This window comes from Archangium violaceum Cb vi76 (genome assembly GCF_000733295.1).
GTDB lineage: Bacteria > Myxococcota > Myxococcia > Myxococcales > Myxococcaceae > Archangium > Archangium violaceum.
This window is the reverse complement of the sequence record NZ_JPMI01000232.1, coordinates 24,522-38,550: the sequence shown is the minus strand read 5'-3', so window position 1 is coordinate 38,550 and position 14,029 is coordinate 24,522. Positions and strand designations below refer to the sequence as shown.

11 protein-coding genes are annotated in these 14,029 nt (G+C 70.1%); 6 read left to right on the top strand and 5 right to left on the bottom strand.

Features of this window, described 5'->3' with window-relative positions:
- Positions 1–25 precede the first annotated feature (25 nt).
- The 3 genes from Q664_RS59440 (at position 26) to Q664_RS31425 (ending at position 2,167) form a co-directional block, all read left to right on the top strand.
- Positions 26–202, top strand: a complete 177-nt coding sequence (locus Q664_RS59440) for a hypothetical protein (RefSeq protein WP_160174540.1) — start codon at positions 26–28, stop codon at positions 200–202.
- Positions 202–513, top strand: a complete 312-nt coding sequence (locus tag Q664_RS31430) for a hypothetical protein (protein ID WP_063934786.1) — start codon at positions 202–204, stop codon at positions 511–513. The genes Q664_RS59440 and Q664_RS31430 overlap by 1 nt, the downstream gene beginning before the upstream one ends.
- A gap of 409 nt (positions 514–922) precedes the next feature.
- Positions 923–2,167 (top strand): aminotransferase class I/II-fold pyridoxal phosphate-dependent enzyme, encoded by a 1,245-nt coding sequence (locus tag Q664_RS31425; RefSeq protein ID WP_052518904.1) that lies wholly within the window; start codon positions 923–925, stop codon positions 2,165–2,167.
- 6 nt (positions 2,168–2,173) lie between these two features.
- Here Q664_RS31425 and Q664_RS31420 read toward each other — a convergent pair whose 3' ends face one another.
- Positions 2,174–3,727 carry a DUF1570 domain-containing protein gene (locus Q664_RS31420; protein ID WP_052518903.1) on the bottom strand — a complete coding sequence of 518 codons (1,554 nt, stop codon included), beginning with the start codon at positions 3,725–3,727 and terminating at the stop codon, positions 2,174–2,176.
- A 118-nt stretch (positions 3,728–3,845) separates the two neighbouring features.
- Between Q664_RS31420 and Q664_RS31415 the strand changes: the two genes are divergently transcribed.
- Entirely contained in the window at positions 3,846–6,437 is a 2,592-nt protein-coding gene (locus tag Q664_RS31415) for a U32 family peptidase (protein ID WP_043403833.1), read from the top strand.
- Positions 6,438–6,440: 3 nt separating this feature from the next.
- Here Q664_RS31415 and Q664_RS31410 read toward each other — a convergent pair whose 3' ends face one another.
- Positions 6,441–6,947: a nuclear transport factor 2 family protein gene (locus Q664_RS31410; protein WP_043403831.1), complete on the bottom strand. Its 507-nt coding sequence runs from the start codon at positions 6,945–6,947 to the stop codon at positions 6,441–6,443.
- A gap of 26 nt (positions 6,948–6,973) precedes the next feature.
- Between Q664_RS31410 and Q664_RS31405 the strand changes: the two genes are divergently transcribed.
- Positions 6,974–8,029, top strand: a complete 1,056-nt coding sequence (locus Q664_RS31405) for a prephenate dehydrogenase/arogenate dehydrogenase family protein (RefSeq protein ID WP_043403829.1) — start codon at positions 6,974–6,976, stop codon at positions 8,027–8,029.
- 1 nt (position 8,030) lies between these two features.
- Here the strand turns inward: Q664_RS31405 and Q664_RS31400 are convergent, their stop codons facing one another.
- Positions 8,031–8,789, bottom strand: a complete 759-nt coding sequence (locus Q664_RS31400) for a hypothetical protein (protein WP_043403827.1) — start codon at positions 8,787–8,789, stop codon at positions 8,031–8,033.
- Between the two features lie 150 nt (positions 8,790–8,939).
- On the opposite strand from Q664_RS31400, the gene Q664_RS31395 reads away from it, so the two are divergent.
- Entirely contained in the window at positions 8,940–12,608 is a 3,669-nt protein-coding gene (locus tag Q664_RS31395) for a DUF2135 domain-containing protein (protein WP_043403824.1), read from the top strand.
- An 18-nt stretch (positions 12,609–12,626) separates the two neighbouring features.
- Here the strand turns inward: Q664_RS31395 and Q664_RS31390 are convergent, their stop codons facing one another.
- Positions 12,627–13,199 carry a DUF2378 family protein gene (locus Q664_RS31390; RefSeq protein ID WP_043403822.1) on the bottom strand — a complete coding sequence of 191 codons (573 nt, stop codon included), beginning with the start codon at positions 13,197–13,199 and terminating at the stop codon, positions 12,627–12,629.
- Between the two features lie 48 nt (positions 13,200–13,247).
- Positions 13,248–13,583, bottom strand: a complete 336-nt coding sequence (locus tag Q664_RS31385) for a tellurite resistance TerB family protein (RefSeq protein WP_043403934.1) — start codon at positions 13,581–13,583, stop codon at positions 13,248–13,250.
- Between the last annotated feature and the right edge of the window lie 446 nt (positions 13,584–14,029).

The window sequence follows — 14,029 nt, the reverse complement described above, 5'->3', positions numbered from 1 at the left end:
ACTCATGGAGTCACATGGCTGTCGCATGCCATCCCTCCGTCACGAGGCCCTTCTGGAGCTGTTCCGCAACCGCCCGGCCCTGGCGGCCGAGTTGCTGCGGGACACGGACAGGGCGAGCGGGGAGCGGCTATCGCCGAGGCGGTACTGCCCGGTCTGGTGGGGATTGATGACGAGCGGGCACGCTTCTATTTTGACCTGGTGATGTACTCGTTGAACGACGCGGCACGCACCGCCCTGGAGGCACTGATGAGCAGTGGCACCTACGAGTACCAGAGCGAGTTCGCCCGGCGGTACCTCGCGCAGGGACGTGAAGAAGGCCGCCAAGAGGGCCGCCAGGAAGGACTCCAAGAGGGAGAGATGATCGCCTTGTTGGAGGTACTTGAAGCCCGAGGCCTCCAGGTGGACGAGCAGTCCCGCCAGCGCATCGCCGTCTGCACCGAGCTCAAGCAGCTCAAGCACTGGCTCCGCAAGGCCGTGTCCGTGCGGTCCGTGCAGGAACTCTTCGAGTCCTGACCCGCCTGGCCCGCAAAAAAAAACAGCGACGGAGGAGCCCTCTGGGGAGGCTCATCCGCCGCTCACCACGCGTGACGTCAGAGGAGGAGGAGTTGACGGCCCGCGCCTTGGTGTAGGCCTCTCTTAAGCACTCAGCGTGCCAGCGGCCAAGCGCTCGATATTGCTAGGAGTCCAAAACCGACCCGGTGCGTCAGGACTCCACTTCCCATCTGGGGAATGTAACGCGTCGTGACAAATTCGCCTGAATCCATCGATATTTCAGGGGTTTATAGGCGAAATTCGCCACTGTCCCAAAATCGGGCACCGCTGTCCTGAATCCGGACACCCGCCTTCTCCCGTGTCGTCCGCCGCACCGGGGAGAAGCTCCAGCACCGCGGGACGAGGGCTGTTGCTACATAGACAGCGACCCTTGCCGAGGATTCCCGTGATTCGCGCCGCCAGGCACATCGAAAACGTCCGATACGCCATCCGCAACGTCGTGGCCGAGGCGAGCCGCCTGGAAGCCCAGGGCCAGCGCATCCTCTTCCTGAACATCGGCGACCCGCTGAAGTTCGACTTCCAGACGCCGCCGCACCTCATCGAGGCGGTGCACCGCGCGATGCGCGACGGCCACAACGGCTACGCGCCCTCGGCGGGCATCCCCGCCGCGCGAGAGGCCATCGCCCGCGAGTGCACGCGCACCGGCATCCCCGGCATCAACCCCTCGGACGTGGTGGTCACCAGTGGCGTCAGCGAGGCGCTCGAGCTGGCCCTCACGGCCCTGCTGGAGCCCGGCGAGCGCGTGCTGCTGCCCTGCCCCGGTTACCCGCTCTACAACGCCCTCATGGCCAAGCTGAGCGCCCAGGGCGTGCCCTACACCCTGGACGAGGAGCACGGCTGGACGTTGGACCTGGAGGAGATCGACGCGCTGTGCACTCCCGGCACCCGCGCGCTCCTGCTGTGCAACCCCAACAACCCCACGGGCGCGGTGCTCGACCGCAAGGTGCTCGAGGGGCTGCTGGAGATCGCCCGGCGGCGCGGGCTCGTCATCCTCTCCGACGAAATCTACGACAAGCTGCTCTACGACAAGGACCACACGCCCACCGCGTCGCTGGCCACGGACGTGCCCATCATCACCTTCAATGGCATGTCCAAGGCGTACCTCGCTTGTGGCTGGCGCATGGGGTGGCTCGTCTTCTGCAACTCGCACCTCATGCCGGCGCTCAAGAGCGCGGTGATGCGGCTGGCGGATGCCCGGCTGTGCGCGCCCAGTCCGCAGCAGTACACCATCCAGCCCGCGCTGGAGGGGCCGCAGGACCACATCCCGGAGATGATGAAGCGGATGCGCTCACGGCGCGACCTCACCGTCCGCCGCATCAACGCCATTCCCGGCCTGTCCATGGTGGAGCCCGACTCCGCCTTCTACGCGATGGTCCGCCTCCAACTGCCCGGCGTGACGGACGACGAGCAGTTCGTGCTGTCGCTGCTGCGCGAGACGGGCGTGCTCTTCGTCCACGGCAGCGGCTTCGGGCAGAAGGCGGGCACCCAGCACTTCCGGGTGGTGTTCCTCCCGCCGGAGGACATCCTCGCCACCGCCTTCGACCTGCTGGACGCCTTCATCCGCGAGCACTACGTGGCGGGAGGGCACGAGGCTCGTGCCAGCGGCCCTCGCTGAGCCGCCTCACGGCGTGAGCTTGGGGACACAGGACGTAGGCGTGAAGGCCGCGAGCCGCTCGCGGAACAGCTTCACCAGCTTCGGGTCCCGGGAGTCCTGCAACACGTCGAGGGCCCGCTGCTCGGTCAGGATGGCCTCCTCGCAACGGCCGAGCCCCGCGACCGTCATGGCGTAGGTGTCCAGGATGGAGGGATCCCAGGGTGCCAGCTCGACGGCGCGCGTCGCCAGTGGGAGCGCTTCCGCGTAGCGCCCCTGGAGGACGTACACCCAGGCCAGTTCATTCGCGGGGCTCGCGTCATTCGGAGAGAGCGCGACGGCCTTCGCGTACGCGGCCTCCCGCTCCGCCAGCGTGGACGCATCCGCCCCCAGCACCGCGCCCAGCAACCTCCAGGCGCGGCCATCCTCGGGGTGCGCCGCCACCGCCGCTCGGAGGAGCGGCAACCGCTGTGCCTCGGGCACGTCGCCCATGCCCAACTTCAGCCAGATGGCGGAGAGGTTCGCCGGCTCCAGCCGGAACGCCTCGGCCAACTCGGTGCGCGCCAGGTCCAGCCGCTCCTTCGACCCCTCCTTGGACAGATAGGACGCCGTCAGCGCCAGCCACGCCCGGACGGCATGGACCTCGGCTTCGTCCAAGGGGCGCTCGGTGGCGCTCGTCGTCACGGAGGGCACCTGCACGGTGCGCTCCTTGAAGGAGCCCCGGAGCAGGTACGGCAGCAGCATGCTGTCGAGGTCGGCGCCGCGCAGGTCGGGGAACGCCTCCGAGAAGGACTGCCGGGGGTCCGTCCCCTTCGCCAGACGGGCCTGGTACTTCGCGAAGCCCTCCGGGCGGGTATTGGAGAGCCAGTGCACGAACAGCCAGCTCGTCGCGTAGTAGCCGTAGAGCTGGCTGGGAGTGTACGAGTCCACCTTCCGCGAGTCCCAGTTGAACACGCTCCAGGCGGACCAGGAGAGCACCTGGCGGTTGCGCACGAGTTGCAACTGGTAGTCCATCCATACCGCGGCCTCCGGGTAGGGCTTGCCCACCGTGGCCGTCTTCCCGTCCTCCGACAGTTCCAGCGTCTGGAGGAACCCGGCCAGGCCCTCGCTCAGCCAGCGCGGCTGGCGGAGCAGGAAGTAGGCATTCAGGTAATGGGCGAGCTCGTGCTTCACCGTGGAGAGGGAACCCTCATCGCCGCGGGCCCGCCACGTGGCGGGCGAGCCATGGAGGAAGATGGAGAGCTCTCCACCGTTCCGGGAGAAGAGCCCATCGAGACGGGAGGGGAAGAGGTTCTCGAAGTCCCGGCTCTTGCCGAGGACGTAGACGGTGACCTTCTCCATGGGCCGGTCGTGGGCCTCGGGCCACGCGGCGGCGAGCAGGGCGGCGCGCAGCCGCTCCAGCCAGACGATGGCCTCGTGGGCCTCCTGGGAGGAAAGGTCGGTCCTCAGGGTGAAGTGCTCGCTCTCCAGCGCGCGCCAGGGGCTGCCCCCCTCCGCGGGGCACCGCGCGAGCCGGGGTCCCAGACAGCCCGTCGAGAGGGTGAGAATCGCGAGCAGCAGGCCCGCGGCAAGGCTCTTGTGCATGGGGAAACGTCCTTTATTCCAACGGAGGCTCCGCGTGCGCCCCTCACCCGCCCGGGGGCTGGGCGGGGGAGAGCTCCGGGCGGGCACCGGAACACGGACCACGTGTTATGGAGGCAGCATGCCTTCCCGACGTCCTGAAATCCTCGCACCCGCGGGAGACCTCGATTCACTGCGCGCGGCGCTCGCCAGCGGCGCGGATGCCGTCTACTTCGGGTTGGACGAGGGCTTCAACGCCCGCGCCCGCGCCGACAACTTCTCGCTCGAGCGGCTGCCCGAGACGATGGTGCTCGTCCACCGCGCCGGGGCCCGCGCCTACGTGACGCTCAACACGCTCGTCTTCGAGCCCGAGCTGCCCGTGGTGGAGCGCATCCTGCGCCGCGTGGCCGAGTCCGGTGTGGACGCCCTCATCATCCAGGATCCGGCCATCGCCCTGCTGGCGCGCGCCATCTGCCCCCAGTTGGAGCTGCACGCCTCCACGCAGATGACGGTCTCCAGCGCCGAGGGCATCCGCTTCGCCCGGGGCCTGGGCGTCACCCGCGTCGTCGTGCCCCGCGAGCTCTCCACCACCGAAATCCGCCGCCTGGCCAGCCAGACGGACATGGAGCTGGAGGTCTTCATCCACGGCGCGCTGTGCATGTCCTGGAGCGGCCAGTGCCTCACCAGCGAGGCCTGGGGCGGGCGCTCGGCCAACCGCGGCCAGTGTGCCCAGTCCTGCCGCCTCCCCTATGACCTGGTGGTGGACAACCAGACGCGGGACCTCGGCGACGTGCGCTACCTGCTCAGCCCCAAGGATCTCGCGGGCGTGCGGGCCGTGCCCGACCTGGTGGACATCGGCGTGCACAGCCTGAAGATCGAGGGCCGCCTCAAGGGCCCGCAGTACGTGACGACCACCGTGCAGGGCTACCGGCGGTGGGTGGACGGAGTCATCGCCGGCAAGCCGGATGAGCGCCAGCTCGAGAAGGACCTGGCCGACATGTCCCTCACGTACAGCCGGGGCTTCTCCAATGGCTTTCTCGGGGGCTCGGACCACCAGACGCTCGTCGAGGGCCGCTTCCCCAAGCACCGGGGCCTGTACCTCGGCCGCGTGCGCTCCGTGTCCGGCAAGGAGGTCTTCGTCACTCCCGACGAGCGCCCGTGGACCGGAGCGCTGGGCCTGGGCGAGCAGCGCCCCGAGGCGCCCAACGGGGCCATCTCCTCTCCCCTCCCCGGTGGTGAGCCCACGCCGGCCCAGGTGGACCCGCGCCCGGGCATGGGCGTCGTCTTCGATGCGAACGCTCCCGAGGACAAGCACGAGCCGGGTGGCCCCATCTTCCGCGTGGACCGCAAGGGCCAGGGCTGGGTGCTGGGCTTCGGCCACCCGGGTCCGGACCTCGGGCGGGTGGCGCCGGGGCAGCGCGTGTGGCTCAACAGCGACCCGTCCCTCGTCCGCCGCACCGAGGGCCAGCTCTCCCATGGCGAGCCCGAGGGCCGCATCCCGCTCACCCTGAAGGTCTCGGGTGCCGAGGGAGCCCCGCTGCGCCTGCATGCGAGCGCCTGGGGACACGAGAGCGCGGCCGCGAGCCCGACGCCGCTCACCGCGTCCCGGGGCAAGGGCCTGGACGAGGAGCTGTTGAAGGACAAGCTGGGCGCCTTTGGAGGTACGCCCTTCACGCTGGAGAAGCTGGACTGCGCGGAGCTGTCGCCGGGCCTGCACCTGCCCGTGTCGGAGCTCAAGGCGCTGCGCAGGGACCTGGTGGCCGAGCTCACCGCGGCGGTGGAGCGGGGCCACGAGCGCACGGTGGTGGAGACGACGGTGCTGGAGCAGGTGCGGGCCTCGCTGCTGGCGCGCGTGCCCGAAGTCGCGGCCGAGGAGGCGCCGCGCCTGTTGCCGCTGTGCCGCGACGACGCGCAGTTGGAAGCCGTCCTGGCCGCCGGCATTCGCGAGGTGGAGCTGGACTGGATGGAGATGGTGGGCCTGCAGCGCGCGGTGGAGCGGGCGAGGGCCGCCGGGCTGCGGGTGACGATCGCCACGGTGCGCGTGCAGAAGCCGGGCGAGGAGGGCTACGACGCGCGCATCGACAAGCTGCGTCCCGACGCGGTGCTGGTGCGCCACTGGGGAGCGATGATGCACTTCCTGGAGCGGCCGGCGGGCCAGCCGCGCCCGGTATTGCATGGGGACTTCTCACTCAACGTGACCAACTCGCTGACGGCGGCGCACCTGCTGGGGCTGGGGCTGGACACGCTCACCTTCTCGCACGACCTGGACGAGACGCAGCTCTTCTCGCTGCTCGACCACACGCCGGCGGACCGCTTCGCGGTGGCGCTGCACCACCACATCGCCACGTTCCACACGGAGCACTGCGTCTACTCGCACACCCTGTCCAACGGGCGCGACTTCAAGAGCTGCGGCCGGCCGTGTGAGAAGCATCGAATCTCCCTGCGGGACCGCATTGGCCTGGAGCACCCGGTCATCGTGGACGTGGGGTGCCGGAACACGGTGTTCAACGCGCAGGCGCAGAGCGCGGCCTCGCTGGTGCCGAAGCTGCTGGAGCGAGGGGTACGCCGTTTCCGGGTGGAGTTCGTGCGCGAGTCCCAGGAGGAGGCGGCACGGGTGCTGGCGGCCTACCAGGAGTTGCTGGCGGGAAGAATCTCCCCGGCCGAGGCCGTACGCCGCACGGCGGTGCACGAGCAATTCGGAGTCACGAGAGGCACGATGAAGGTCCTGAGCTGAGCCTCAAGTCCCGGAGGCCCGCGAAGCCGCCCGTGTACTCGCGGGAGCGAAGGCCTCGACGACACCGGACAGGTCCTCGATGACGAGCGCGCGGACGATCTTCCCGCCGCTGAATTCGAGGACGAAGGCGAACTCGCTGTAGCAGGTGCGCCCGGTCTTCTTCACGACGAACTGCTCGTCACCCAGAACGATGACCTGGTCGCCATTGCCGACGAAGTCCCAGGTCTTCACCTCCAGGACCTCGAGCACCTGCTCGAGCCGCTCGAAGTACTCGAGGATGGCCTCCCGGCCGCGGAACTCCCCACTGAGGGGAGTGCCCTTGGGGAGGGACAGCTTGTAGACGGCCTCGTCAGCCATGGCCTCGAGGAGGGGCTGGTTGCTACCAGTCCGGGCCATCTCCTCGAAGAGGAGCCGGGTCCGCTCCACGTTCTTCTTCGCTTCGGACACGTCGATTCCCTCGGGGCACTGCGCGGGAAGCCACTGTGCGCCCGAGCGGGGGAACACGGCCATGGCCCCCGTCATGTAGAGTTGGCGGCATGACGGTCGCCATCATCGGATATGGCCGCTTTGGCCGCGCGCTGGGCTCACTGTTGGACGCGGCGGGCATCGCCTACCGGGCGTGGGACACCGTGGCGGACATCCCCGAGCCCCACCGCGCCGGCTCCATCCCGGAGCTGCTCTCGTGGGCCGAGCAGGTGGTGGTGGCCGTGCCGGTGCCGCGGATGTGCGAGGTGCTCGAAACGCTGCGTCCCCACCTGACGCCGGAGCAACTGGTGCTCGACGTGGGCAGCGTCAAGGTGAAGCCCGTGCAGGCGATGAACGAGGTGCTCGGTACGAAGGTACCGTGGGTGGGAACCCATCCGCTCTTCGGGCCCCTCAGCCTCGCCATGGCCGAGCGCCCGTTGCGCGTGGTCGTCTCGCCCAACCCGCTCCACCCGGACGCGGCCCGCCGGGCCCGGAGCTTCTTCGAGCGGCTGGGCTGCGAGGTCATCGAGCAGACGCCCGAGGGCCATGACCGGATCATGGCGCACACGCACGCGCTCACCTTCTTCGTGGCCAAGGGGATGGTGGATGCGGGCTCGGGGGTGGACGTGCCCTTCGCGCCCGCGAGCTTCAAGGCGTTGTCGCGCACCATCGAGCTCGTCCGCTCGGACGCCGGGCACCTCTTCTCCGCCATCCAGCACGAGAACCCCTTCGCGCACGAGGCGCGCGGGCACCTGCTGCAAGCGCTCGGGGCCATCCACCAGGAGCTGGAGGCGATTCCGCCCGAGGCCGACACGCCGGACACGCCGCGCATGGAGCTGCCGGCGCTCGAGACGGGCCTCCCGGAGCTGAAGGAGACCCGCGAGCACATCGACCAGTTGGACCGCGAGCTGGTGGAGCTGCTGGCCCGGCGGGCGGAGCTGGCCCGGCGGGCGATTCGCACCAAGGCCGAGGCGGGCCAGCCGGTGCCGGATCCGGCCCGGGAGGACGAGATGATCGCCACGCGCCGGGCCTGGGCCACCGAGCTGGGGCTGGACCCGGAGGGCGTGGAGTCCATCTTCCGCGCCGTGCTGCGCTTCTCCCGGCGCGCCCAGCAGACGAAGGGCTGACTCAGAACCTGCAGGAGGCGGTGTAGGACTTCACGGACGCCTGCAGTCCGCTGGCGTCACGCGCGATGAAGGAGATGGTCATCGTCCCGTTGGCCGATTGGAAGGGGGCGAGGGGCATCCGGCAATTGAAGCTCTTCGACAGGGGGGCCGGGTACCAGCCGTAGTTGGACGTCAGTCCGCTGTCGTGCTTCTCGGTCTCGAACCAGAGCGCGTCGTAGGGGCCACCGGTGCCGCCGGAGGCGGTGCCCGTGCAGGTGACCTGGGTGAAGTTGCGCACGCAGGAGAAGGTGCTCGTGGGGCACGGCTCGGAGAAGTTCCAGGAGCGCTCCTGCGGCCCGGAGCCCGGGCACCAGAACTTCTCGCCGTTGCTGGCGATGGTCATGGGATACGCCCTCACCTTGAAGACGTGCTGGGCGCCACAGCTCGCTGAACTGTAGTTGAAGCTCCAGGTACCGGAGCGATTGCTATCGCCCAGCATCTCCGCCTGGCCAATCACGGCGCCATCCAGGAGGAAATCCAGGTGCACCGCGTTGGCCGGGTAGCTCACGGACCAGGTCCCGCCACCGGCCAGCTCGCCGCCATATGAGCTGAAACCCGAGATGGAGAGGCCGCTGACGCTCGAGCCGCTGCACGAAGCCGACTCCTTGACGCCCAACTCCTCGGCCGAAGCCTCCTCGGAATCCATGGGAACGCCGCAGGCGGTCAACATCAGTCCGGACAGCAGGAGGCGAAGGGAGTGACCCATCAGGGAGCGGTTCATGTCAGGCATTCCTTTGGAGGTGGGGTCAGCATTATCCTGAATAACGAAGAAAAATGGAATTTTCTAAATTCCATTAAAAAAACGTGAAGCCGGATGAGGCTCCCGGGGGGGCATCGGCGTTCAGGTCCCCCGTGGGCTAGCCTCTGGCCCATGTCCCTCCCGCGCGCCCTGCTCACTGGATTCCTCCTCGCGGCCCTGGCCCTGCCGGGCTGCAAGCGCAGCTCACCTGACGAGGAGAAGCCCCCGGTGCCCGAGGCCCCCAAGGTGGCCCCGGAGCCGTTCGCTCGCGCCGGGCTCACCGCGCCTGGCACCATGCCGGGCGTGCGGGACACGGGGACGGTGGACCTCCCGGCGCTGCGCGACGCCGTCGCCGACCCGCAGCCCGTCACCGAAGAGGAGCTCATGCGGCTCGTGGTCGCGGCGAACTGGCGAGGCGTTCAGCCCGCCGATGAGCCGCGCACCGGAGCGCCCCAGGCTGGAGCACCACGGCCGAGCCGCCACGACGTTCAGACTGTCGGCGCGGCGGAGGTGGACGAGTCCCTGGGCTCCGAGCAGATGGAAGGCGCGATGGCCCAGGCTCCGGCGGAGGCGCTGCCGTCCCCGCCCCCGCCCCCGCCGCCGCCGCCCCCTTCCCCCGCGGTCAGGGCCGAGCCCGTGGCCGAGCCCGCCCCGAGGTCCGAGGCTCCAGCGGCCTCCGCGGATGGATACGGGGGTGAACAGGAATACGAGGAGCGCCCGCGCGTGCTGGAGCAGAAGCGGCGCGAAATCATCCAGATCATCAAGGGCGGCAGTGGCGGCGGCGCGCCGGGTGGCCGAAGCGCTGGAGCCGCCGCCCCCGAGAAGCCCAAGGAGAAGTCCAAGCCGGAAGAGGCGCCCCGGCCGGTGCTGCCCAAGGTGGAGACCGCGCAGCGCGTGGCCAAGGTGCTGGTGCAGGACGACGAGGGCCGCTACCAGCCGCTGGTGACGCGCGAGGTGCGCGTGGTGACGTACATCCAGGGAGCCCGCGCGCGCACCGTGGTGGACTACCTCTTCGAGAACAACACCTCGCGCGCGCTGGAAGGCACCTTCTACTACCCGCTGCCGGGCGGAGCGACGGTGGCGGGCTTCGCGCTGTACTCGGGCGCGGTGGCGGTGGACTCGCCCTCGCTCTTCCAATCCACGGAGCTGCTGCCGCCGCTGGGGGACTCGGGCAAGGCGGAGACGCTCGTCGCGGCCGCCCCGCCGAGCCCGCCGGGAGCGAAGCGCTCGTGGGGTGAGCCCCAGGAGGCCCGCGTCGTCGAGCAGAAGCGCGCCCGCGAGGTGTACGAGGACGTGGTGCGCCGCAACGTGGATCCGGCGCTGCTGGAGTGGGCGGGCGCCTCCAACTTCAGCGCGCGCGTGTTCCCCCTGCCGCCCAGGTCCCTCAAGCGCGTGGTCATCGCCTACGAGCAGACGCTCCTCTTCGACGGCCAGCGCCTGCGCTACACGTGGCCGGTGCCGCCGGGCGCGGGCAAGGGCCTGAAGGTGTCGGCGCGCGTGCACGTGGACCCGAAGCACGCGGGCGAGGTGGTGGTGGGCCCACAGACGGGCAAGCCGCTCACGCTCGGCACGTGGCAGGCGTGGGACTGGCCGAAGCTGCAAGGGGATGGTGTGCTGGACGTGGCGCTCACGCCCCGGAGCCAGGACGCGGACGTGCTGGTGGGCGCGGACCCGGCGGGACTGCCCGGGCAGGCCTTCTACACCCGCGTGCGGCTGCCGGAGCGGCTCACCGAGAGCAGAGAGGAGGCGGCCACCGGGCGGGCGGTGCTGGTGGTGGACACCTCGCTGTCGGCGGAGGACGGCAACGCCTGGGCACTGCAGGGCGCCATGCTGCGCGCGCTGCTGGAGAAGGACCCGAGCCTCACCGAGTACGCGGTGCTCCTCTTCGACGTGCGCCCGCGCTGGCTGCACGGCACCGGCTTCCGGCGCAACACGCCCGAGGCCCGCCAGCAGACCTTCTCCGAGCTGGAGCACGCCTTCCTCGAGGGCGCTTCCAACGTGGGCGGCATGCTGTCCGAGTTGGACCGGGCCGGACGCGACTGGCTGAAGCCCGCGGCGGGCGGCGGACGGGTGACGGCCTTCCTGCTCTCGGACGGCAACGTCACCTGGGGACAGAGCAACGTGGAGGAGCTCATCTCCCGCCACCCGGCCGCGGAGACACTGCGGTGGGTGAGCTACCGCTTCGGCGAGGCGTCGGTGAACACGGACCTCTTCGACGCGCTGGCGCGCTCGGGTGGGGGCCGGGTGGTGAACGTGCTCTCCGGCGCCGAGGTGGACGCGGCGGCGCGCGCGCACCGGGCGGCCTCGGTGGTGCTCGCCCGGGTGGGCGTGAAGGGCGCGCCGGTGAAGGACCTGGTGGTGTCGGGCCGGCCGCACCTCGTCTACGCCGGGCAGGAGCTGCGGGTGGCGGGGCGGCTGGTGGGCGACGGCGCGGCGCAGCTGGAGGTGGTGACGCAGGCCGCGGGCGAGGAGCGCACGCTGTCGGTGCCCCTGCCCCGCGACGAGAACAGCGCCTTCGCTCCCCGCGCGTGGGCCGAGCTCTTCGTGTCGCGGCTGGTGGGGCTGGATGACGTGAAGCTGGACCGGATGGTGGTGGCGCTCAGCCAGCACTACCGGCTGGCCAACGCCCGGGCCTCCATGCTGGTGCTGGAGTCCGAGGGCGACTACGTGCGCTACGCCGTGCGCGACGAGCAGATGGATCTCACCGACCTGGACGCGCTGCGGCGGCAGCAGGAGGACCAGCGCCGGGACGAGCTGCTGGGGCTGTCATTGGACGGAGTGCCGGAGTCGGGCCGCGAGGTGCTGCGGAGGCTGAAGGAGAAGCAGGCGGAGCTGGGCTCGCGGATGAAGGCCCAGCCGCTACGGGACGAGCCCTACGCGGGAGGCGAGGAGCGGCTGCAGGCGGAGCTGGCGTACCGGCGGGCGCGGCGGGAGAACAAGGACGACGTGCTGGTGTACGAGGCAGTGGCGCGCAAGCGGGCCTTCGCGGGCGACACGTGGGGCGCGGTGCGGGCGCTCTCCTCGCCGGTGGAGCTGCGCCCCAAGGACGCCGAGGCGCTGCGGCTGGTGGGTTATGGGCTGCTCGCGCTCGGCCAGTTCTCGGCCGCCACGGAGCTCTTCGAGCACGTGCGGCTCAACCGTCCCTTCGAGCCCCAGTCCTACCTGGAGGAGGCCCTGGCCCTGGACGCCGCGGGGCGGCCCGCCGAGGCGGCACGCAACTGGGAGATCGTCCTGGCCCGAGCCTGGAAGCGCCACGACTCGCAGACGAAGGTGGTGGCGGCGTACCACTACGGCCGGATGCTGACGGCGCTGGCGAGACATCCCACCATGGCGGCGCAGGCGGCGGCGCTGGAGGCCCGGCGGCGCGAGCTGAACAACCTCCAGGAGACGAGCCCCATCGACTACCAGCTCACCACGCACTGGAACTCGGACGGGACGGACATCGACCTGTGGGTGATGGAGCCCAACGCCGAGAAGTGCTTCTACCAGCACAAGGAGACGTCGCTGGGCGGCAAGCTGCACTGGGACATCACGGACGGCCTGGGGCCGGAGCTGTACCACGCGCGCAAGGCGGCGCCGGGCACGTACTTCGTGCTGGTGCACTACTACGGCAACAACTCGCAGCGGTACGCGGTGCCCACCGCCCTGCTGCTGGTGACGGACCGGAACGTCTTCTCCAAGGACGACGCCTACCAGCGGCGCTTCCAGGTGCGCATCCTGCCCAGGCAGAACGCCCAGCTGCTGCTGCGGCGCGAGGAGCTGGTGCCCGCTCCGGCTCCGGTGGCGAAAACCCAGGAGTGAGGCCCCCTCCCGGCCCCGTCACCAGGAGCAGTGCAACTGGAAGTTCATCCCCGGCTCCAGACACGGCCCCAGGGTGACGGTGATGTGCACGCCCGAGATGTTCTGGGCGATCACCGTATAGGCCCCCAGCAGGAACGAGGGCCCCATCAGCTCGCGCTTCCAGATGAGCCGGGCATGGGTGGGTCCCTCGCGCTCGTACTTGCGCTCGCCATACGTGACCAGCACCCGGGCCGAGGCCTGTGACACGGCCAGCCGCTCGTGCGGGTCATTCCCCACCGCCAGGTGAGCGGCCCTGCTGAAAGGTGTACCCTGGGTGATGCGAGTCACCCACCCGCCCATCTCCTCCAGCGCCTGCGGGTAGGACAGGAGCCCCTGCTTGTCGGCGAGGTCCGCCGCGGCGTCCATCATCCGCAGCAGCTCCCCCACGGGGTAGCGCTGGAAGCTGGCCCACGGCCGGAGCGGCCACGTGGCGGCCCGCACCGAATCCGCCGCGTCCCTTCCCAGCATCTCCCGTATCGACAGGTAGGCGTTCTCGCAGAATAGCCCGGAGACCAGATCTTCCGGGGTGGACTGCTCGATGCGCCGGGCCATCGCCTCTCGTGTATCCGCGTCCATCGGCTCTCTCGGGGCGGGGGGTGCTCAGCGCCCGGGGCTCAGGATGAGGCGCAGTTCCTCGAGCATCTCCTGCTCGGAGGCCTGGAGCTTGCCATCACTCGAGATGAGCGCGCGAGCCGCCTCGAGCACCTCGTCGGAACGATCTCGCAGCAGGCCCAGGTCTGGCGCCGGCAGCGTCACGCCGCCCTCCAGCGCCTTCTTGAGGGCGGCCACCTCCGGCTCGGGCACGCCCCAGCTGCGCGCCGCGCCGAGGATGGTCCCCACCTCCTGCACGTCGATCTGATCATCGCTCCAAGCCAGTTGGAGCATCAACTTGAGCACCTCGATGTTGAAGTGATCCTCGGGGGTGGGTTTCGCCATGGGAAGCGAAGCCTCGCCGTTCCCGCCGCGAACGTCCATGGGGGCGGGCCCCTGAAAGCGAGAGAGCCCCCACTTCCCGGCGGCCCGACGCACCGCGGCTTCGTCCTCCGGCGCACACCCGGCGGCGGCGGCGGCCCCCGTGCTGCCCACCCGCCGACATCCCTCCCCGGGCCGTGTCCTCGCATTCCCTCCATTCCCAGCAATCCCTTGCACGTCTTCGCCATGGACTCACAACACCGGGGGACGGCTCCGCCAGGGCTGCAGAACCGCCAGCCCGGCAAAAGCCTGACAACGCCCCACGCGCGCCCTGCAAGTCATTGTTTGCCCGGTTCCACGCGGGAGCGGATTTCCCTGAGATACAGCGGGGTTCCAGGGTCTCGACCCGGAGGGACGGACTTTTCCAGCCCCGTGGACCCGGGCGGACCGCATGAGCAAAGAATGGCACT